The organism is Methylobacterium nonmethylotrophicum (genome assembly GCF_004745635.1).
GTDB classification, from domain to species: domain Bacteria; phylum Pseudomonadota; class Alphaproteobacteria; order Rhizobiales; family Beijerinckiaceae; genus Methylobacterium; species Methylobacterium nonmethylotrophicum.
In genome coordinates this window covers 44954-65940 of the sequence record NZ_SRLB01000030.1, presented here as the reverse complement: position 1 = coordinate 65940, position 20987 = coordinate 44954, and the positions used below count along the sequence as shown (strand labels likewise).

At 64.9% G+C, this 20987-nt stretch carries 19 protein-coding genes and 2 pseudogenes; 13 read left to right on the top strand and 8 right to left on the bottom strand.

Features of this window, described 5'->3' with window-relative positions; translation table 11 throughout:
- Positions 1 to 134: 134 nt before the first annotated feature.
- Together EU555_RS28555 and EU555_RS28550 are read right to left on the bottom strand one after the other, a co-directional pair.
- Positions 135 to 578, bottom strand: a complete 444-nt coding sequence (locus EU555_RS28555; protein ID WP_167858684.1) for an Lrp/AsnC family transcriptional regulator — start codon at positions 576 to 578, stop codon at positions 135 to 137.
- A gap of 437 nt (positions 579 to 1015) precedes the next feature.
- Entirely contained in the window at positions 1016 to 1951 is a 936-nt protein-coding gene (locus tag EU555_RS28550) for a LysR family transcriptional regulator (protein WP_135418769.1), read from the bottom strand.
- 143 nt (positions 1952 to 2094) lie between these two features.
- On the opposite strand from EU555_RS28550, the gene amaB reads away from it, so the two are divergent.
- From amaB to hglS, 4 genes are all read left to right on the top strand, one after another.
- Positions 2095 to 3657, top strand: coding sequence for an L-piperidine-6-carboxylate dehydrogenase (gene amaB / locus EU555_RS28545; RefSeq protein WP_135418768.1), 1563 nt, complete (start codon positions 2095 to 2097; stop codon positions 3655 to 3657).
- Complete coding sequence (locus tag EU555_RS28540; RefSeq protein ID WP_135418767.1) at positions 3654 to 4883, top strand: pyridoxal phosphate-dependent aminotransferase; 1230 nt, start codon at positions 3654 to 3656, stop codon at positions 4881 to 4883. Before amaB ends, EU555_RS28540 begins: the two co-directional genes overlap by 4 nt.
- 13 nt (positions 4884 to 4896) lie before the next feature.
- On the top strand, positions 4897 to 5331 hold the full coding sequence (locus EU555_RS28535; RefSeq protein WP_167858683.1) for a protein tyrosine phosphatase family protein: 435 nt from the start codon (positions 4897 to 4899) through the stop codon (positions 5329 to 5331).
- 194 nt (positions 5332 to 5525) lie between these two features.
- Positions 5526 to 6917: a 2-oxoadipate dioxygenase/decarboxylase HglS gene (hglS, locus tag EU555_RS28530; RefSeq protein ID WP_135418765.1), complete on the top strand. Its 1392-nt coding sequence runs from the start codon at positions 5526 to 5528 to the stop codon at positions 6915 to 6917.
- A gap of 85 nt (positions 6918 to 7002) precedes the next feature.
- Here the strand turns inward: hglS and EU555_RS28525 are convergent, their stop codons facing one another.
- From EU555_RS28525 to EU555_RS28515, 3 genes are all read right to left on the bottom strand, one after another.
- Positions 7003 to 7308: a hypothetical protein gene (locus tag EU555_RS28525; RefSeq protein WP_135418764.1), complete on the bottom strand. Its 306-nt coding sequence runs from the start codon at positions 7306 to 7308 to the stop codon at positions 7003 to 7005.
- 334 nt (positions 7309 to 7642) lie between these two features.
- Positions 7643 to 9580: an autotransporter domain-containing protein gene (locus EU555_RS28520; protein ID WP_135418763.1), complete on the bottom strand. Its 1938-nt coding sequence runs from the start codon at positions 9578 to 9580 to the stop codon at positions 7643 to 7645.
- 110 nt (positions 9581 to 9690) lie between these two features.
- On the bottom strand, positions 9691 to 10572 hold the full coding sequence (locus EU555_RS28515; RefSeq protein WP_135418762.1) for a helix-turn-helix transcriptional regulator: 882 nt from the start codon (positions 10570 to 10572) through the stop codon (positions 9691 to 9693).
- 434 nt (positions 10573 to 11006) lie between these two features.
- Here EU555_RS28515 and EU555_RS28510 point away from each other — a divergent pair, with 434 nt between their 5' ends.
- From EU555_RS28510 to EU555_RS28485, 6 genes are all read left to right on the top strand, one after another.
- A complete protein-coding gene (locus EU555_RS28510) occupies positions 11007 to 11651 on the top strand; it encodes an SOS response-associated peptidase (RefSeq protein WP_135418761.1) in 645 nt (214 codons plus the stop codon).
- Between the two features lie 277 nt (positions 11652 to 11928).
- Positions 11929 to 12411 carry an ELWxxDGT repeat protein gene (locus EU555_RS28505; protein WP_135418760.1) on the top strand — a complete coding sequence of 161 codons (483 nt, stop codon included), beginning with the start codon at positions 11929 to 11931 and terminating at the stop codon, positions 12409 to 12411.
- Positions 12392 to 14131: an ELWxxDGT repeat protein gene (locus tag EU555_RS28500; protein ID WP_135418759.1), complete on the top strand. Its 1740-nt coding sequence runs from the start codon at positions 12392 to 12394 to the stop codon at positions 14129 to 14131. The genes EU555_RS28505 and EU555_RS28500 overlap by 20 nt, the downstream gene beginning before the upstream one ends.
- A gap of 545 nt (positions 14132 to 14676) precedes the next feature.
- Positions 14677 to 14904: a hypothetical protein gene (locus EU555_RS28495; protein WP_135418758.1), complete on the top strand. Its 228-nt coding sequence runs from the start codon at positions 14677 to 14679 to the stop codon at positions 14902 to 14904.
- Positions 14905 to 15206: 302 nt separating this feature from the next.
- A complete protein-coding gene (locus tag EU555_RS28490; RefSeq protein WP_135418757.1) occupies positions 15207 to 15410 on the top strand; it encodes a hypothetical protein in 204 nt (67 codons plus the stop codon).
- Between the two features lie 240 nt (positions 15411 to 15650).
- On the top strand, positions 15651 to 15902 hold the full coding sequence (locus tag EU555_RS28485) for a hypothetical protein (RefSeq protein ID WP_135418756.1): 252 nt from the start codon (positions 15651 to 15653) through the stop codon (positions 15900 to 15902).
- A gap of 210 nt (positions 15903 to 16112) precedes the next feature.
- Here EU555_RS28485 and EU555_RS28480 read toward each other — a convergent pair.
- The 3 genes and pseudogenes from EU555_RS28480 to EU555_RS28470 form a co-directional block, all read right to left on the bottom strand.
- Positions 16113 to 16331: pseudogene (locus EU555_RS28480) on the bottom strand (transposase); the annotation flags it as partial.
- 140 nt (positions 16332 to 16471) lie between these two features.
- A pseudogene (locus EU555_RS28475) lies at positions 16472 to 17035 on the bottom strand (integrase core domain-containing protein); the annotation flags it as partial.
- 1123 nt (positions 17036 to 18158) lie between these two features.
- Positions 18159 to 18659 carry a hypothetical protein gene (locus tag EU555_RS28470; protein WP_135418783.1) on the bottom strand — a complete coding sequence of 167 codons (501 nt, stop codon included), beginning with the start codon at positions 18657 to 18659 and terminating at the stop codon, positions 18159 to 18161.
- 774 nt (positions 18660 to 19433) lie between these two features.
- Between EU555_RS28470 and EU555_RS28460 the strand changes: the two genes are divergently transcribed.
- From EU555_RS28460 to EU555_RS28450, 3 genes are all read left to right on the top strand, one after another.
- Positions 19434 to 19631: a hypothetical protein gene (locus EU555_RS28460; protein WP_135418754.1), complete on the top strand. Its 198-nt coding sequence runs from the start codon at positions 19434 to 19436 to the stop codon at positions 19629 to 19631.
- Positions 19632 to 20034: 403 nt separating this feature from the next.
- Positions 20035 to 20445, top strand: a complete 411-nt coding sequence (locus EU555_RS28455) for a hypothetical protein (protein ID WP_135418753.1) — start codon at positions 20035 to 20037, stop codon at positions 20443 to 20445.
- Complete coding sequence (locus tag EU555_RS28450) at positions 20435 to 20938, top strand: transporter suffix domain-containing protein (RefSeq protein ID WP_167858682.1); 504 nt, start codon at positions 20435 to 20437, stop codon at positions 20936 to 20938. The genes EU555_RS28455 and EU555_RS28450 overlap by 11 nt, the downstream gene beginning before the upstream one ends.
- Positions 20939 to 20987: the final 49 nt, after the last annotated feature.

Below are 20987 nucleotides of genomic sequence, written 5' to 3'. Positions count from 1 at the left end.
GCCGAAACGACGACTCAAATGCGATTTTTTTATACGTTCTTTATAAAAATCTCATAAATGGACGAAGAATGGGGTATTAATGGGCGAAATGAAGCAAAGTGAACGATAAGTGGGCATGAATGCCGCCTGTTTCCTCATCGTTCGAATTTACGCGCTAACAAGATCGACGAGGTCGTCCGGCGCACCCCGTCCAGTTCGGCGATCCGGTCGATCAGGCTGTCCAGCTCCGACGACAGCCTGCACCTGATCTTCACAAACAGGTCATACTGCCCGCTGAGGGTGTGGCAGGATGCGACCTGGGGTATGCTCTTGAGTTCGGCGATGACGCGCGACTGCGTCTTCACCTCCAACTCAACGAGAATGATGGCCGATAACAGCTCGACGGCGCCGGAATCGATACCTGAGACGATCGTATAACCCGTGATGTAGCCTTCGCTCTCGAGCCTGTTCAATCGCGCCTGAACGGTCGTACGCGTGACGCCGAGTTCCTTGGCGATGTCCGAGAGCGACGTGCGCGCGTTGTCGCGGAGGATGTTGAGAAGCTGCTGGTCCTTGGTCGTATCTGCCTTGCGCGCCATTCGGCTCTCCCTGTATTCGGCGATGAGACAGCGGCGCCTCTCTTGAGAACGGTCGCATGCTCCGAGACTGCCGCAGGGTCGCATTTCCCGTCAAACGACCGCCTCCAGTTGCACGAAACGATGAGTTGGAGCCTGTTTGCCTCGCTCCGACCGATTTGAAACCCACCGGGTCATTCCGGGGTCGCGCAGCGGAGCCCGGACCGCTGCAGGCATGCCCAGGCCCGCGGGCGGATCAGGAAAGATCGGACGGTCTTCCGCTTCGTTCTGCATCAACTGAGTGTCTGGATTCCGGGCTCACTGCGCGGCCCCGGAATGACAAGGAGGGTGTCAAGGCTGTCGAGCGTGTCGAACAGGCTCTTATGCCCAAGCACCGTCGAACGCCGCGGGACGCTCGACGACATCATGCGGCGCGAGGTCGAGGCGACGCCCGACGTGCGCTACGCTCCGGCCCGTTGCGCCGCGCGCCGGGCGGCGGTCGAGGCCGCCGCCTGCTCCACCAGCCAGTCGACCAGGCCCCCCACGGTGGGCTCCCGGCGACGGCCGAGCGGGACGGCGACGTAGTACGCCCCGGAGGTCGGGATCGGCGAAGCCTCGAAGGCGACGAGGCTTCCATCGGAGAGTTCCCGCTCGACCAGGAACGAAGGCAGCAGGGCGACCCCGAGACCCGCCTTCGCCGCCTCGCTCGTCATCGCGAACTGGTCGAAGAGGGGCCCCCGGAACGGGGTGGGGTGCATGATGCCCGCCGCGCCGAGCCAGTCGCGCCAGAGGCTCGGCCGGCTCGCCTGCTGGAGCAGGGTCGCACGCACGAAGTCGGCTGGGTCAGCCAGCGCGAGACGCCGGATATAGTCGGGACTGGCCACGGCCACGACCGCCTCGTCGCAGAGATAGACGCATTCGGCCTGAGCCCAGCTGGGCTCGCCGAAATGGATCGCCGCATCGACCGATCGCGCCGCAAGGTCGAACGGCTCGGGCGCCGTGACGACGTTCACCGTGATCTCCGGATGCCGCGACAGGAACGCGGGCAGCCTCGGAATGAGCCAGCGCGTCGCGAAGGTCGGCAGCACCCCGAGCTTGAGCGTCGCCGTACTGCCGGCCGAGGCCATCACCGCGTGGGTGGCCGTCGCGTAGTCCCCGAGAAGCCTGGTCGCGGACGGAAGGAAGGCCCGCCCCGCGACCGTCATGACGACCTTGCCCTTGACGCGCTCGAACAGCACGACGCCGAGCGTGTCCTCCAGTTGCCGGATCTGCTTGCTGATCGCGCTCTGGGTGAGCGAGAGCTCGTCGGCTGCCCGCGTGAAGCTGCCGTGACGCCCGGCCGCCTCGAACGCGGTCAGCTCCTGGATCGACGGCATGATGGTGCGGGGGATCGCCATGGCCGACCATTCCATATCGGAATGCCCTCGTGAAGAACCCTCCTTTGTGAAAAGCCCGGCGGGGTCCGATTGTGCGCGAAAGCCGTCCCCTCAGCGGGACCCGCTCAGCGAGGTCGGGCATGCCCCAGGTTGCCGAAGCACAGATGACGTCTGGATCCCTCCCGAACGACGTGGCCGGGTTGCTCGCCACGTTCGGCGTGTCCGCGGCGGACCATTCCGGTGGGCAGCGCGTCGTGCGTTCGCCCCTGACCGGCGAGACCATCGCGCAAGTCCGCGAGGTGGCGCCGTCCGATGCGACGACCGCGATCGGCCGGGCGCACGACGCATTCCTCGCGTGGCGACAAGTTCCGGCGCCGCGGCGCGGCGAGTTCGTGCGCCTCCTCGGCGAGGAGCTTCGGGCGAACAAGGAGGCTCTCGGCCGCCTCGTCACGATCGAGGCCGGCAAGATCCTCTCGGAGGGCCTCGGCGAGGTCCAGGAGATGATCGACATCTGCGACTTCGCGGTCGGCTTGTCCCGTCAGCTCTACGGGCTGACCATGGGCTCCGAGCGCGCCGACCACCGCCTCATGGAGCAGTGGCATCCGGTCGGCGTCGTGGGCGTGATCTCGGCGTTCAACTTCCCGGTCGCGGTCTGGTCGTGGAACGCGGCCCTCGCCTTCGTGTGCGGCGATTCGGTCGTCTGGAAGCCGTCGGAGAAGACGCCGCTGGCGGCGCTCGCGGTCCAGGCCCTCACCGAGCGGGTCATCGCGCGCTTCCCCGAGGCGCCCGAGGGCCTGTCGGTCCTGCTGCTCGGCGGCCGCGAGGTCGGCGAGGCGCTGGTGGACGACACGCGCGTCCCGGTCGTCTCGGCCACCGGCTCGACCGCGATGGGGCGGATCGTCGGCCAGCGCCTCGCGGCCCGGTTCGGCCGGGCGATCCTGGAGCTCGGCGGCAACAACGCCTCGATCGTGGCGCCGTCCGCCGATCTCGACCTGGCGCTCCGCGCCATCGCGTTCGGCGCCATGGGCACGGCCGGACAGCGCTGCACCACGCTTCGCCGTCTCATCGTCCACGAGAGCGTGTACGACCGGCTCGTGTCCCGCCTGAAGCGGGTCTACGCCGCGGTCTCGATCGGCAACCCGCTCGACGGCGACGCGCTGGTCGGGCCGCTCATCGACGAGGCGGCCTTCACCGCCATGGACGAGGCACTGAGCCAGGCGCGTGCCGCCGGCGGCACGGTGCATGGTGGCGAGCGCCAGACGGCCGGAGTGCCGGCGGGCGGCGTCTACGTGCGGCCCGCCCTCGTCGAGATGCCGGCGCAGGTCGGGCCGGTGGTGCACGAGACCTTCGCGCCGATCCTCTACGTCCTGAAATATTCCACGCTGGACGAGGCGATCGCGCTGCAGAACGGCGTGCCGCAGGGGCTGTCGTCCTCGATCTTCTCCACCGACATGCGCGAGACCGACCGCTTCACCTCGGCGCGCGGCTCCGATTGCGGCATTGCCAATGTCAACATGGGCTCGTCCGGCGCCGAGATCGGCGGCGCCTTCGGGGGCGAGAAGGAGACGGGCGGCGGCCGCGAATCCGGCTCCGACGCCTGGAAGGCCTACATGCGACGCCAGACCAACGCCATCAACTACGGCCACGCGATGCCGCTGGCCCAGGGCGTGCGCTTCGACATCGCCGACGAGGACAATGGCGACGATAGGGGCTCGGCCGACGCATGAACGCGCCCATCCAGACTGCGCCGGCCTTCCAGCCCGCCGCCCGCCTCAGCCTGATCGAGGTGTCCGAGATCCTCCAGATCACCTTCGAAGCGTCGGCCCGCAAGCGCGCGGGCCGGCCGGTGATCGTCCTCGGGGCCGGCGAGCCCGACTTCGACACGCCGGACCCCGTGAAGGAGGCCGCTGCCCGCGCCATGCGGGAGGGGCGGACCAAGTACACGGTGCTGGACGGCTCGCCCGAGCTGAAGGCCGCCGTGCGGGAGAAGTTCCGGCGCGACAACGGCCTCGACTACGCGCTCGACGAGATCACCTGCGGCTCGGGCGCCAAGCAGGTTCTCTACAACGCCTTCATGGCGACGCTCGACCCCGGCGACGAGGTCGTCATCCCGGCGCCGTTCTGGACGAGCTACGCCGACATCGTGGCCATCTGCGGCGGCGTGCCGGTCGTCGTTCCCTGCCTGGAGGCGGACGGCTTCCGGCTGACCCCCGCCGCCCTCGACCGGGCGATCACGCCGCGCACGCGCTGGCTGTTGCTCAACTCCCCGTCGAACCCGACCGGGTCAGCCTACGGCGCGGAGGATCTGGAAGCGCTCGCCGGCGTGCTCGACCGGCACCCGCAGGTCTGGCTCATGTCGGACGACATGTACGAGCACATCCTCTATGACGGCCGCCGTTTCGCGACGCCGGCCGCCGTCGCGCCTCAGCTCAAGGCGCGCACCCTCACGGTCAACGGCGTGTCGAAGGCCTATGCCATGACCGGCTGGCGCATCGGCTACGGCGGCGGCCCCCGGGCCCTGATCAAGGCCATGGCGGTGGTGCAGAGCCAGTCGACCTCCTGCCCGAGCTCGATCAGCCAGGCGGCGGCGGTCGAGGCGCTGACCGGTGACCAGCGCGTCGTGGCCGAAAGGTGCCGCGCCTTCCAGGACCGCCGCGACCTCGTGGTGGGCGCGCTCAACGCGATGCCGAGCGTCTCGTGCCGGAACCCGGAGGGCGCGTTCTACACCTTCGCGCGCTGTACCGACCTCGTCGGCCGGACCGCGGCGGACGGGACCCCGCTGGCCGACGACCGGGCTTTCTGCCGCTACCTGCTCGAGTCCGTCGACGTGGCCGTCGTGCCGGGCTCGTGCTTCGGCCTGCCCGGCTACTTCCGGATCTCGTACGCCACGTCCGAAGCGGAGCTCCGGGAAGCCTGCGGGCGTCTCGCGAAGGCCTGCGCCGCCTTGTCCTGATCGGGAGATGACCGTGAAGACCATCCAGGTGAACGATACGCTCACGTCGGCGTCGCAGCCGTCGCTCGAGGAAATCGCGCGCTTGCGCGATCAGGGCTACACGACGTTCGTGAACTGCCGTCCGGACGGCGAGGACGGAGACCAGCCGGGAGATGCCGCGGAACGGGCTGCCGCCGAGGCGGCTGGCCTGACCTACCACCACATCCCGGTGACCGGACCGACGATCACGGAAGCCGACATCCGGGCGTTCTCGCGGGCGTTCTCGGCGGCGGCGGGTGCGGGGGCTAAGGTCTTCGGGCATTGCAAGGGCGGCGGCCGTCCCGTCGCGCTCTGGGCCCTGGGCGAGGTCCTCGACGGCCGCCTGTCCGCCGGGGACCTGGACGCGACCGGCGATCGTCTCGGCGTCGACCTCAAGGCTGCCAAGGACTGGCTGACACGGTCTCGCTGACGCAGCGAGCAATCGTTCGGACCGGGTCGGGGTCGTCGTGCCCTCGGCCCGGCCGTTCGACTGGGGCCGACGGCTGAACTCGTCTCGCCATCGCTTCGCCAATACGAAACCATCCCCGCTTGATTTTTGAAATGTTCGGCTCTCTGCCCGCCGCGTGCGTGGATGCAGGGCGCTCACCCATGGGGAGATCCGGAATGACCAGCACCAAGATCATCGTATCGTCCGACACCGTGCGGACGATCTTCTCCCGTGCGATGTCCGACATATACCGGACCGAGGTTCCGCAATACGGCACCTTGATGGATCTCGTGCACGAGGTGAACGCCGAGACGCGCCGGGGCGATCCCGTCCTCGATGGCCGCCTCGTCGCCAACGACGAGATCGAACGGCTCGACCTCGAGCGGCACGGCGCGATCCGCGTCGGCACGCCCGCCGAGCTCGCCACGATGCGCCGGCTGTTCGCCGTGATGGGCATGGTGCCGGTCGCTTATTACGACCTGTCCGTTGCCGGCGTGCCGGTCCATTCCACCGCCTTCCGGCCGGTCGGCACCGAGGCCCTGCGTCGCAACCCGTTCCGCGTCTTCACCTCGCTCCTTCGCCTCGACCTCATCGCCGACGAGGCGCTCCGCCGGGAGGCGGCCGACATCCTCGCGCGCCGCGCGATCTTCACGCCTGGTTGCCTCGACCTCATCGCGGTCGCCGAGCGCGACGGTGGGCTCGACGAGGGCGAGGCCAAGGCCTTCGTCCGCGAAGCCCTGGAGACGTTCCGCTGGCACGGCGACGCGACCGTGACGGCCGAGGTCTATGCGCGGCTGCGCAAGGCCCATCCGCTCGTCGCCGACATCGTCTGCTTCAAGGGCCCCCACATCAACCACCTCACGCCGCGCACCCTCGACATCGATGCCGTCCAGGCCGGGATGCCGGAAAAGGGCATCACGCCGAAGGCCGTCATCGAAGGGCCGCCGCGCCGCCTCGTGCCGATCCTGCTGCGTCAGACGAGCTTCAGGGCGCTTCAGGAGCCCATCGCCTTCACGTCGCCCACGGGAGCGTCCGAGGACGGGACCCACACGGCGCGCTTCGGCGAGATCGAGCAGCGTGGCGCGGCGCTGACGCCCAAGGGGCGCGCCCTCTACGACCGGCTGCTGGCCGAAGCCCGCGACCGGGTGCAGGTCAAGTCGGACGGGTCGAATGCCGCGGACTACGTGGCCGCCCTGGCCGAGGCGTTCCGGGCCTTCCCGGACGACGAGGACGGCTTGCGGGCCGAGGGGCTCGCCTATTTCCGCTTCTCGCCGACGGGCCGTCCCGATGCGCCGAAGGGCGCCGACATGAACGAGCTCGTCCTGTCCGGGCACGTCAAGGCGGAACCAATCACCTACGAGGACTTCCTGCCGGTGAGCGCGGCCGGCATCTTCTCATCCAATCTCGGTGATGAGGGCCAGGAAAACCACGCGGAACGCGCCGCAAGGGCAGTGTTCGAGCGGGATCTCGGGGCCGCCGTCCTCGACGAGGATGCGCTGTACGCCGCGGCCGAGCGAGCCTCCGTGGAAGCCACCCGCGCCGCCCTGTCCGCCCACGCTGTCGCATAAGGGCAGGCCTCCGAGCCGCAGCGCCGCGCTGCCATAGCGTGAGGCCGATGCTGTGGGGGCACCCGTGGCTTCGGGGAGCGCACCGTCACTTGGGTAGTCGCAACGTGGGGAAGTCGCAACTTGGGGAAGCCGCATGAACGCGGACGGAGAGGTGATCGGCCTTTTCCTCGGACACCTCCGGGACGAGGGGTTCAGTGGCAATGTCGCAGGCGACGAGGCCGAGCGGCTCGTCGCCTGCGTCGACAACAGCCTCGACCAGGTGATCCCGTCGGCCGTCGTGATCCGCGGACGGCCGATGACATGCACCTTCTTGTCCACTCTCGGAGTTTCCTTTCAACGGAAACCGCCAGCCGCGGGCACGCAAACCCAGTTGCTCAATGGCCAGCGTCACCCTCGAAGCTCTCGCGGGCCCATCTAGCGCGCTCCTCAGCAGAGTTGCATGGCGCAACTCTGCTGAGTTCCTTGTTTTTGCGTCATTTTCGCCGCCGAACCGGTGACTACTTCGGCGAATGATGCTTAGCGCAGCAGGAAGGAAGCTCTGCCCGATCAGCAGGGTAGGGGGCTTCCCGCTCGGATCATAATCCTTGTGTCGGGGGTTCGAATCCCTCCTCCGCTATCACCCGTTCAGCCCGCTCGGTCAGTGACTTAGCGGGCTCTTTCATGCCCGCTAGTCTGTCGAAACGTGTCGCGACGGCCCGCAGCCGTAATGCGAGGGATCCCGGTGGTTAGAACCGGTATCTCAGTCCCGCGCTGACCGTGCGATCGTCGCCGCCCGTGCGGGCGAAACTGGTCGAGCCCGTGAGCACGCCGCTCAGGCCGTTGCCGAAGTCGAGATCGAGGCCGCCCGCGACCCGGCCATACACGTCATCACCGCGCCGCCCGGTCTGAGTGCGGATCAGCAGGGTGGGCGCGTAAGTCTGGAACGAGGTCACGGTGCGCACGCCATCGAGGAAATCGTGTTGTGCGGTCACGTTCAGGAACGGGCTGGCGAGCCCGCCGAAGATCGGCGCCACCGTGCGGATCTGCACACCGCCACCGGCCGTCAGGCCTTCGAGGTCCTGGCGCCGCGTACCGATCGTCAGCAGCCCGTCACCCCGCTCGCGGTACGCATCGACACTCACGTTGGCGTAGGCCACCTCGGCCACCGGGCCGGCCTTGAAGGTCCCGAAGTCGAACAGGTAGCCGGTGCGCGCGGCCACCGTCACCGTGTCGCCGGACGGCGAGGCCGTCAGCTGATCGCCCAGCACGCCGGGTCGGGCGAGCGTGAAGGTGTTGCGGCCGTAGGTGACGGCGGCATCGGCGAAGAAGTTGGGAAACGACAACGAGGCGAAGCCGGCGCCCTGGAAGCTGTCCATGTCGATGCGGCCGTTGCTCCGCCCGCGCAGGTCGACGCTCGTGCCCAGATAGTTGAAAGCGGCACCGAGCACGAGGTTGGGCGTGGCCTGATAGAGCACGCCGGCCGTGACACCGCCGAAGTCGGCGCCGTAGGTGTTGCCGAGGCTGCCGCCCCCGGCGCGGTTCTGCGCCGTGCGGTCCACTTTGAGGTAGGTGCCGAGCGCGAAGACCGAGAGAGGGCTGCCGGGCTGGACGGGGATGGTGACGGGCGGCGGCGCCCGACCGGGCAGATCGGCGGTGAAGGCGGAGGGGACCGACAGCGCCATGTTGCGGCGGCGTTCCGCGCTGAGGAAGTCGATCAGGGTCGAGGAGAAAGCCAGACCCGCGCTCTGGCCGAGGTCCGCCTGCGGGCCGATCGTCAGCGGCGCGTTGAGCTGGTTCGCCACGAAGGCCGCGATATAGCCGTTGGTCTTCGCCGTGAGGTGCACCCCGTCGACCGAGATGTACTGGTTCTCCGCCGCGCCGCCGTTGAGATAGCCGATCGGCGCGCAGGCCGGATCGGCGCTGCAGTTTCCGGTCGCCGCCTGCGGACTATAGCCGAATGCGGTCGGGTTGGCCCGGAGCCGGGTGAGCAATCCATCCACGTCGAAGTAGTGGACGTTCACGCCAGTGTCGGAGAACGGCTGCAGCAGCGCCGGAAACTGAGCATTGAACGAGGCCGCCAGATCGCGGTTGTTGCCACGGAAGGTCTGCTGGTTGAAGACGAGGATTTCGCGCGCGCCGAGCCCGACGAGACGGTTCAAGGCCGTGCCGTTATTCGCCAGGATCGCACTCACGCCGGCGGCCCGCGCGTCCGGCGTTCCTGCAACGGGGATGCTGGTCAAATCATTGTAGCCGATCCAGAGCAGGGCGATGTCGCGCGGGCCGAAGCGTCCGGTGCGACCCGTGAACTGGTCGATCTGATCCGGTACGCCCCACGCAAAGGCGGGTGAGAATTGCGGGTTTGGATCCTGACGAACGGACCGGGCTCCGCCGACGGCATAGTCGGTGCTCGGTTCGTAGGGCACGCCGATGCGCGCGGGCAGCTGCTCGAAATAGCCCGGCGCATTCGACCAGCGCCCACCCTCGTAAAGCCGCGTGCCGCGCGCCGCGTCGATGTTGCCGGTCGGACTGAATCCGTTCACCTCGCGCGGGATGCGACCGTTATCGGTCAGACTATCACCGAACCCGTAGAGCCCGGTGTAGTAGCCGGATTGTGCCCAGCCGCTTCCCGTACCAAGCGCAATCAGGCTTGCCGACAGCAGCAGCGTCTTGATCGATCGTCTCATCCCCAGTCCCCTTTTTTTGGAGACTGAGTCGTAACTATCTTGGCAATGGCGTGCTTGTCAGATCGGGCACGATTTGTGAAATCCGGAACCGGCCGTCGCGCGGGTTCGACTCAACGGCGCGGGCTGTGGCGAAAATGTGACGGCGGCATCCCGAGTGCTTTTCGGAAAGTCGCCGTCATCTGGCTATGATCCTTGAAGCCGGCCGCCTGGGCCACTTCGCTCAGCGAGAGAGTGCTCGTTTCGATGAGCGATCGAGCCAACGCCACACGCTGTTGAATAACGTACTGGTGGGGCGACATCCCTGTTGACGAGCGGAAAGCCCGACAGAAGTAACTCGTGCTGACATTGAGCGCTGCTGCCATTTCTGCCAGGCTTGGTCTGCCAAGCAGCTGCTCATTTATGAGATCCATGGCTATGCGAAGCTGCCGCTGTGACAGGCCGCCCGGCTGCGGTGCCACGGCGACCGACGTGGATGGCACGCGCAGTGCATGGTGGACAATTGCCAGCACGATAGTTTGCAAGAAAACTGAGCCGCTGGGATTGCCTGCGAGAAGATCGACTGACAGGCAATTGAGAAGGTGCTGAATGATTGTGTCTGCCGTATCGGGCTCTCTCTGATAGGCGAAGTGCCGCTTGAGAACGGTCTCCGCGCCCATGTCGCGTTCGAAGGCTGCCGCAACAAAGCCGGGCGACACCGTCACGTGCTGGCCACGGCCGGCGCCTTCCCACGCTCCTGCGAGATGATCCCCAGGGGCACTGATCGCGGCGCTCGGTGCAACGGTCCGGAACGCGGCGCGGGCCGGCCCAAGCCGCTGCCGCAACGGATCAAGGTGAGACGCGATATGCAGGCGTGGTGTGACGACGTCCCATGACCCTCCCGCGCCATAGACGAGTTCACGAAACTCCCACTCCGGTTCTGCATGGTGCAGCAGCGTCTCGGCAGGCACGTCCCGATCTGCCCAGACGTCCGCGGGGCGAACGATGTCCGCCATGGTCGCACCCTCCCAGGCTGCCGCGTCTCTGATGGCGGGTCAGCCATGCCCAAGAACTTAGTCTGCGCGAAGCTGTCACTATATTGCACGATCGGCGTACGACGAAAGCCGCTCGTCCGGTAGCAGGGTCGCATGTCGACAGAACGCCCCGTTCTGGACAACTCGTGCGACCATCCATCGCTGATGCGCTTGGCGCCAGAGTCCGGCTGACCAGGAGGGGTCGGCGAACCGTGTCACGGAATCACATGTCCGGACATCGCGCGCGACCGGACATCGCCGATATCCGCCGCGAGGGGGCGCGTTGGGTCGGCAGCGTGGATTGCACGAGCACCTTCCGAACGTCCGAGGGGTCGAAAGCAGCGGTTCGAAGGATCGCGGCACGCCCTGCGCCGCATCAAGAATCTGGCAGGGTCAGAGCGCTTACGATCCCGACCATGTGCAACCTCTACAGCTCTGCCCGCTCTCAGGACGAGATCCGGCGCACTTTCGCGGTCGACCGCGACGAGGCCGGCAACCTGCCGCCGCTGCCCGGGATCTTCCCCGACCAGATGGCGCCCGTCATCCACGCGTCCGGCGATGCGCGGGTGCTGACGATGATGCGTTGGGGATTCCCGCCCCCACAAAAGCTCGGCACGCAGCCGGTCACCAACGTGCGCAACGTCGCCTCGCCCTACTGGCGGCCCTGGCTCAAGCCCGCGCATCGCTGCCTCGTGCCGGTCACCTCTTTCAGCGAGTACGCCGATACGAAGCCCCGCAAGACGCCGGTGTGGTTCGCCCTCGACGAGAGCCGGCCGCTTTTCGCATTTGCGGGGATCTGGCGGCCCTGGACGGGCGTGCGCGGCCCGAAGCGGGACGAGCCCGTGCCGGAGGAGCACCGTCTCTTCTCGTTCCTGACGACGGCGGCGAACGGCGTGGTCGGGCCGGTGCACCCCAAGGCGATGCCGGTCCTGCTGACGACCCCAGAGGAGTGGCGCACCTGGCTCGAGGCGCCGGCCGACGAGGCCCTGCAGCTTCAGCGCCCGCTCGCGGATGCGATGATGGCCGAGGTGGCGCGCGGCGAGCGGACGGATGGAGCCTGAAGGCTATTCGGCCGGGAACGGGTCGGTGCCGGTCGCGGCGGGCGTCGTATGACTCGGATCTCCATCTGATCCCGCGAAGCCGTCGTCACGTGGCCGGACCCGCCCAGCCTCGACTGGGGCAGGGCTGATTTGCACCTCGATCAGCGCCCGCCGGCGAGCAGCTCGCTACCGCCTCGCCCATAGCCCGCCAGTGCTCCTCGCCCAAGGCGTAGTCATTGCCAAAGCAGAACAGTCGACGCATGGTGGCTCCCTGATCCAAGCGAGTTCCGGGTGCTCGATGCAGGCCGTCTATTTCACGCGGACGATTGCGCGCTCTAACCAGCTCTGGACGGCCGACGCCGACGGGTCACGCCTGATTAGCACGATCAATACCACTGGAAAGGGCGCCTACGACCTCACCATGGTTGGCTCGCGCCTGTTCATGAATGCGGCGGGCAATGAGACGGGTAACGAGCTGTGGACCTCGGATGGCACCCCCGCCGGGACCCGGCTCGTGAAGGACATCTTTCCTCGCTTGGGGGGATCTTATCCGGGAAATTTCAAGAGCTTCCAGGGCTCCGCGTACTTCAGCGCCGAAGACGGGGTGAACGGCCGCGAATTATGGAAGAGCGACGGCACCGACGCCGGCACCAGCCTCGTCAAGGATATCAACCCCGGCGGGAAGTTGGAGCAATCCATCTACCCCAGTCGTACTAGGCGACTCGTTATACTTCATCGCCTCGGACAGCAGCTCCAGCGGAGTGCCGTGGGAGAGCGATAGCAGGGGGCTGTGGAAGAGCGATGGTACGAGCGCCGGCACCAGCCTCGTCAAGAAGCCCGTCTTTCAGACAGTCAGTACAAACCCCTTCTTTTTAGCGGCGGCCGGCGGCTCCCTGTACTTCAGCGCCGACGACGGGGTGAACGGCTACGAACTCTGGAAGAGCGATGGTACCGACGCCGGCACCAGCCTCATCGCCGACATTAGGTCTGGCTCGGGCAGCAGTGCCCCCAACACCTTCGTGGCGGTGAACGGGACGGTGTTCTTCATGGCCGATGACGGCACGCACGGGAACGAGCTATGGAAGACGGACGGCACGGCCGCCGGCACCAGCCTCGTCAAGGACATCGACACGGGTAGTTATGGGTCCGTTGCCAACCCGCTGGCCAACCTCAACGGCTCGCTCCTGTTCGGGGCATTTGACGAAACGCATGGCTACGAACTCTGGAAGAGCGACGGCACGGATGCCGGCACAGTGCTCATCAAGGACATCAAACCTGGTTCAGGTGGCTCCGACATCACCAGCCTGACGGTCTGGGGCGGGAAAGCGTACTTCGAGTCGAGCGACGGTCACGGCGATCAACTCTGGGTCACCGACGGCACCGCAGCCGGAACCCAGATGATCTACAACTTCAATCCAAGCGCGACGGCGTCAAGCTTTTCGACGAAGATCGTCCAGGCGAACGGCAGCCTGTACTTCACCGGCTTCGACGGCAGCGGCGTCTGCAACCTCTACCAGACCGACGGTACCGCGGCCGGAACCCACATGGTCGCCGCCGCCATCGATCCCTTTGCCGGCATCGCGGTGACGCCGGGTACGGGACTGAACGCGACCACGATGACCGACTACGACGGCGAGCAGAACGCGGATCTCACCTGGCTCAACGACATCGGTGAGATCGACATCTGGCTCATGCGCGACGGCACCATCCGCGGCGGCGGGCCCGTGTTCAACCTGGCACCCGGCGACCGGATCGTCGGGCGCGGGGACACCAACGGCGACGGCCACACCGACCTCGTGCTGCGCAAGAGTTCCGGTGAGATCGATGTCCTGTTCATGGACGGGGCGCGCGTGAAGGGCGGCGGCGCCATCGCCAACCCCGGGACCTCCTGGTCAGTGGCCGGCATGGCGGACACAGACGGGGACGGGCGCAGCGACCTCGTGCTGACGAACAGCACGGGCGAGGTGGACATCTGGAAGCTCGACAATGCTGGGAACATTTCGGCGGGCAGCGGCTACGTGGCCAATCCGGGCGTGGCTTGGTCGGTGGTGGGCACGGGCGACTTCAACGGCGACGCGCACGGCGACCTCGTGCTGAGGAATAGCAACACGGGCGAGATCGACCTGTGGCTCATGAACGGCACCACGATCCTGGGCACGAGCGGGTACGTGGGGAACCCCGGCATGGACTGGAGCGTGGCGACCACGGGCGACCTGAACGGGGACGGGCGGACCGACCTCGTGCTACGCAACAGCGCCACGGGCGAGCTGGATGCGTGGCTGCTAAACGGGCGCACGATCGGGGCGGGATCGGGCTACATCGCCAACCCTGGCACGGCCTGGACGGCGGACCAGGCGGGCGACTTCAACGCGGACGGGAAGTTCGACCTCGTGCTGCACAACACGCAGACCAACGAGGTCGATCTCTGGTACATGAACGGGGTGAACCGGACGGGGATCAGCATCGTCTCGACTCTGGATGCGAGTTGGCACTTGAGCTGAGGCCGCAGAGCTGCCACGGGCGTGCTGCAGGCTTGGGGGTGCAGAGGAGTCTGGCCACCTCTTCGTGGGCCTCTGGCGAACCGATGCGCATCGCAGGCCGGCACTGTCCGGAACCGTCCCAGTGCCTCTGTTGCCAGCCGGCGGCTCTCCTCGGTCGACGCCTTCAGCCCCGCCGACCGCCGCCGAACCGGGCTTCCTCGTCTGGTCGCCACCCCTCCGGCCACGGCACATCCTGCCCGACGACGAGGATCAGACCTCCGTATCTGGCTTCGGCTCCCTCTTTCGCCCGATCTCAACCGTGAGGCGGGCGTAGTGGTGGCAGCCATGGCAGGTCGCGGCGGCCGTGGTTTCGCCCCGCGCGCGGCAGTCACCCACCCTGGGCGGCGGGATCTCTCGACCCTGTTATCGTAGGCTCGGCGCGGGTTGCGGCGCCTCATGCCGACGGAGATTGGTTAGCCGCGTGCGGCGGCGCACGGTTTTAGGTACTGGGGTACTGCATCTTCCTCTCATGGACGCGGCGCCAAGCCGGACAACGGGAGCGAACGATGGGCCTCTTCAACACCTTCTCCGCCAAGCCCACCCACAAGGTTGAGGACCAGGCGCCGGCTGTGGAGCTGAGCGACAAGAGCCTGGATCAGGCCGTCGGTGGCGCGAACTTCTTTTCCAATCTGCCGCCGGCGTTGCAGCACCAGATGCAGTCGCCTCAGCGGTTGACCTGGGCGACAGTCACGCTGCCGAGCGGGCCCCGCACCCACACGGTCCATGGCTGGTAGAGCGCGTCTCCACCCGACCGTGCGAGCCGTGAACATCGCAAAGCAGGCCGCTCCTCGGGGCGGCCTTTGTCGTTCAGAGCTGGTCCATACCGGCGCTTATGCAAAGGTGCCGCCTCGTGCGCGTGGTGAGGGACGCCTCGCTCGGTGGCAGTGGCTTTTCCCCCCTCAGCCGGCCGGGTCATCCGACGCCTGCCTCTCTTCGCGCGCCTGTCCAGGCTTGTGTGATCTGCATCACAGAATCTGCGATGGCGGCGTTCCACTATGCATTCACCCTTTAGGGGCAATCATACTGGAGAGACGAAATGCTTACCTCCTCGAACAAGATCACCGGTTCTCGTGACGACGAATCGTTGATCTCTGCCGCTCTTGACCAGGACGAGCTTGATATGTCTGAGCTGGACCACGTCTCTGGTGGAAAGGCCACGTACTACCAGATGAACGGACACTGGTACATCGTTGGTCATGACAAGCATGGGCACTCGACGGGGGCCGTTCGGATCGATTGAGATCGACGAGAACCTTCATCGCGCCGATCTGACCGACTTGCACTGCAGGGAGCAGATCGCGGAGTGGGTCGAATGAGTGAAGGGTGATCGGGATAGGGGCGGTCCTTTCAGACTGCACCCATCCCACACCTCTCGCGCGGTTGCCCGTACCGCCTCACCTCTCATAACCCCCTGGGAGTATCTCCACGACAGAACGGGTGCCACTCTCTTGCGCAAAAGATTTTGCCGAGGGAGCAGGTTGTGCGTGCCGAAATTCTTGAGTTGATGCGCGTCATCGCTGCGGGGATCGCCGCCGATGAAATGTTGGCCGCTAACATTTCAGAGCTATCTCTGAAATTTCGCCATATTGGCAAGATTGATGATGCCGGAATGCTCCATACTCTATCAGAGTTTCATCGATACAATGCAGTCAGATTGAGAGACGAGCTTGCTGATTTGACCGATAAATATTTAATGCTATGTGATGATGGCCCAGATTTATCGGAGGCTTAGGAACGATATCCACCGTGCGCCAACGCGAGCTCCAAGATTTGGTTCACTGCAATGGGGACGTGCCGAGCACTCGGTTTCAGCATCCTGCTGGCGCGGTCGATCATCTCGTCTCGAGGGTCTGTTTGGTGCGGCCGGTCGGGGGCGGATCGCGTCCCAAGGCGTGGTGTCGCTGATGCTGGTTCGCCACGATGACCGGCGGGGCCCGACTGATCAGACTGCGAGGTTCGGCAGGCTGACGAGGGGATCATCGCCGACAAGGGCGATGCTTTCCGGGGTCATGCAGCCGCATCGTTGCATCGTCCAGTCGTCGTTCTGCTCCAGCACGATCGTGCCGACCAGGCGTCGGATTGCGGACTCGTCGGGGAAGATGCCGACGACCTCGGTGCGCCGCTTGATCTCGCCGTTGAGGCGCTCCAACGGATCAGCGCCCACGGGGTGGCCCGAGTGGAAGGTGAGTGGACCGTGGGCCTTACCACCACAGGTAGCTTGGCCGGCGAGCTGGTCGGGCGAGCGCAGCCGGCCGAGCGGTTAAGTGCGCCTCACAACACTCCCGCTGCGCCGAGTCCGCCTTACTGAGCAAGGCCGGCGATCGGGAGTCGTGTGAGAGGCACCAAGGCCGGCACGAACACCTCCGGGGCTGGCGGGCGATCGCCGAGCGAGGCGTGCGGACGAACCCCGCCTTCGTCTCTCTTTCAGCTCTCGATCACGATCTGCGTCTCTCGCAGAGAGCAGAAGATCTTCCCGTTCAGCAACTCGTCCCGCAGTCTCGCGTTCAGGCTCTCGATGTAGCCGTTCTCCCGCGGTGACCCAGGCGTGATGTAGGCAGTCCATGCGCCCAAGGCGAGGATTCACGTCTGCACGGATTGGGCGATGAACTCCAGTCCATTGTCAGAGCGAACGTGGGCAGGTACGCCACGCAGGATGAACAAGTCCGAGAGCACATCGATCACGTCCGGTGCCTTGAGCTTGCGCGCCACACGGATCGCCAGGCACTCGCGGGTGAACGCGTCGATGACGTTCAGCAGGCGGACCTTGCGCCCGTCATGCGTGCGCGCCTCGACGAAGTCGTTGGACCAGACGTGATCGCGGTGCTCGGGCCGCAGCCGGACACAGGAGCCATTTCCCTCCCACATCTCGCAAGAACGAGACATGCCAACCATGCAGAGTCAATCGGCGTGGTTTTGTTTTATATTTCGTTTAGGCTGTGCCGGTGAGGATCCATACTGACCCTTAGAAGCATTGTGTGACAATTTATCTTCGCGGCCTCTCGGTCCGATATTGAGGATATCGGTAGCTGGGAAAATATGATTGACGGGGAATTTCGGTTCTGACCAGCGGAGCCGGGCGCATTGGGATGTACGGACCATACCGAGTTACTCCGCCGCCTGGGCTACGATGAATATGGTGCATCATCCTATCAAGGCGCTGTTGGCGGGTTTCGCTAGGAACTGTAACAAATCGAGGATCATATCCCCAAGGCCGCCGCCCGGGATCACGATAAATACTTCCCGGCCGTAATGCTCCACATGCCCCAGTTCTCCGGCAGCCTAATGGAGAATTTGGATCAGGTTGATATGCTGGCGCTCTACCTTGATATGCTGGCGCCCTACCTTCGTAGATCGCCTGAGCTATAGAATGTTCAACCGGCAATATGAGCATTGTTGCAGCAAAAAAAGCGAATTTATATTTGAGAGAGATAGCATTTTTAGTCATTTTTCTCCCCTATATTAGACAGTTTTTAGGAGATATGCCACAGAAATCATGTGTGCTAAATTTCCCTTGTCTGGTCATTTACCATATTTTGTCACTTGAGAAACATTACGACACAATATAACGGTTAAACAATTCTCACCCCAGGGTTGTTCGATTTATGGAGATTGCACCTATGGTTTTCATATTAAAATATTAAAATTTAATTAAAGTAAAATTGCTTATCGGAAGATTGCAAATTTACGTATAAACCAGCTATTAAATATTTTGCCTGACAAAAATCCAAAACCTCATTATTATTTATCATCGCCGACGAGCGTTATTTTCAGTGACTGTTTAATCGGTGAGAGGGTTAGCTGCGTCAGCTCAAGCGAGCGCGTTGTCGAGTTGGTGCACGTCACACAACTCCCGCTGCGTCGAGGCCGCCACACGCAGCAATGCGGGCGATCGGGAGTTTTGTGAGAGACACTCAATCGACTGCGAACGTCACCGGGTTCGCGTCGGCGACAGGCTTGCCGGCCGCGGACCCGGTGTTTGTCCGTCGCGTTAGTAGCCGCAGGTACAGCCGCCATACCCTTGCGCGGGGTAGCTGTAGCCATAGCCGGCCGGGGTGTAACCGCCATAGTAGGGATCGCCGTAGCCGTAGCCACCATAATAGTTGCTGGCCGCAGCCCCGACAGCCATGCCAACCGCGAGACCGGCCAGACCCGCACCGACACCGTAGCCGTAACCGCGATATCCATAGCCCCGACCACCGTAGAAACCGCCGCGGTAGCCGTAACCGCGGCCACCGTAGAAGCCGCCGCGGTAGCCGCCAGCCACGCCACGATAACCTCCAAATCCGCCGCGCCAGCCGTCACCGGCGAACCCACCACCCCGGAATCCGCCGCCGCCAAAGCCGCCGCCGCGGAAACCACCACCTCCGAAGCCACCACCGCCGCCTCGGAAGCCGCCGCCCCCGAAGCCGCGGCGGGCCTCCGCCGTATCCGCGGTGATCAGCGCGCCCATCCCCAGCACCGCCACCGATGCCAAAACAATCTTACGCATAGCGTTCTCCATGCTCCCTCGTTGCCGAAAAGCTTTAAGCTTCTTGATTATCTGCGAGCCGGCTACTTGTTGACCGCGACTGTTCGTATGCTGGATCTTATCCTTGTTGATAGCGAGCACGCTCAACGACGGCCCTAGCAGGCGTAGGAGGCAGGCCCGTATGGGCTGGGTGGAGGCCGTCCATACTGTGCGGACGCCGGTACGCTGACGCCAGCGAGAGGGGCAATGGGGTCGAAGCGTCGGAGCGCAGCGCCGGCGGAGACGACGCCTGCCGGCGCACGCCGATCCTCGGGCTGCCGCGTATCGCGCGCGATGGAGCCCGTCTCGCGTCGCAGTCTCAGGCTGCATTCCCGCCTGGGCAGGCCGCTTCCAGGGATGCAGGCGTCGTGCCGGGCGCAAGCGACATCACGAACGTCGATGGGGGGAAGCGGCACGTTGGTGGCCATTTCGCAATCGTTGCCGTGGATGAGTGCCGCCGGCTGGTGAATGCCGCCTTCCGACTGAGCCCGCGCAGGCGATGCCGGGCAAGCGGCAACGATAAGGGGATACAATATCCCGAACAGCATGGCACGAAGCCTAAAGATAGGTGAAGGCGGTTGTGGACACAGGAAGAGGTCCGTGCTGTTACAAAAACCCGGTCGATTGGATCATATTGTCACCTGGGCCCGTTGCTTGATCCAAGAGGACAGCCGGCAAAATCGGTGAAGTCTGCAGCCGGGCCGGTCGGCGGCAACACGTCCCAAGGAAATCAACGGCTTGCCTAGGCTGCCGAATATGAATATCGTCGGTTCGGTTCAGTTCGCGATCATGGTCACGACGGGAGCCGCGGGCACGATCCTGCGCGCGCCACCGAAACGACTGGCCGCCGGCAAGGCCGAGGATGTCATCCGCCGTGAGCACCATCGCGGCGCCGCCACCGCCCGCGAGCACTGCCCGATCGCGTTGCAATCGAGCAGTGCTCTGGCTGTTTGATTTTGCCGCATTTTCCTCGACGAACCGGTATCCGCTTCGTCGGAAAACGCTCAAGCCGTGTCAGGCGATCATGTACAGGCGGCACGGCGTCTCGACCTCTACTTCGTGAGCGTGATCCACGAGGTGAGCGGCGCGAGAATGCGTTGTCGAAAGTCTGTCGAAATTTTGCACGTATCAACGCTTTGACTCATGAACGTGAGGCGTCGTCAAGGGTGAGAGGGGGCAAGCATTGTGGCGCGCACGAACGGCGCAGGGACACGGCTACGCCGATGCGGCCCGACGTGAGGTGCTGGTCGGTGCCGCCTCTGTGAGCGACGGGGGCCGGTCGCGTCTCCGGGCGTCGTGCGACGTCGGCTGGTTGAACGTGCGGTGGTCGTCGGAAACCGTGAGGAGCGCGGCTGCCATGAACGATCTGTCGCGGTATTCTGCCGTCGAACGCCTGCACGACGGTCGGCCACTGGAGGTCCGCGCGCTGCCCCCGGACGACCGGGACGGTATGCCGGCCACCATCTCCCACGCCAGCGATCAGTCCATTCGCCGCCGTTTCCTCGAGGCGAAGCGTCGCTTCAGTCAAACGGAGATCGATTACGGCGATGCTGAAGGTATTCGCTCGGTGCGGGTTGAGCATGGACAAGAGACGAGAAGCGGGAGTGGTGCGTGTCACTCCGTGGATGCCCGAGGCTGTTCGCCATTGATCGCGGCGCGGCTGTCCCAATCGTCTCATCCAAGCTACCGCAGAGCGATTCCTGAACCGCACACCCACACGGCCGTGGATGTCGAGCGTGACATTGCAGGAGGCGACGATGGCTCGTGAAATCACTTCGGTCGCGGCGGTTCTGCCGACAGGATGGCGCCTGAGACTGGGTTTCGTGCTCTTCCCGCTGGCTCTCATCCCCTATGGTCTATTGTCGCCCATCGTCTTTCATGGCCTGCCCGTAACGACGGTGGCAACACTCGTCGGCATAGGCGTGATCCTCCAGAAGGTGTTGTTCGTCAGCGCGATCGCTGTCCTGGGCAAGCCAGGCTTCGCCTTCCTCAAACAGCGTCTGTTCAACCGGATTGCACCTCAGAAGGAAGTCGGGCCGACGCGCTACAAGATCGGCCTGATCATGTTTTGCCTGCCTATCGTTGAGGGATTTCTCGAACCCTATGCCGGTCAGGTTGCGCCGGATCTCGTCAAAGACCGATTCTGGGTCGATGCCTTGATGGATGTCATGCAGATCGCGAGCGTTTTCGTGCTAGGTGGAAATTTCTGGGACAAGCTGCGCGCCTTGTTTGTTCGCGATGCCTGTGTGATATTTCCATGATCGACCGCGTGAGAGGCGCCGCCACCGCTTGCGGCATCCGTACCACGGG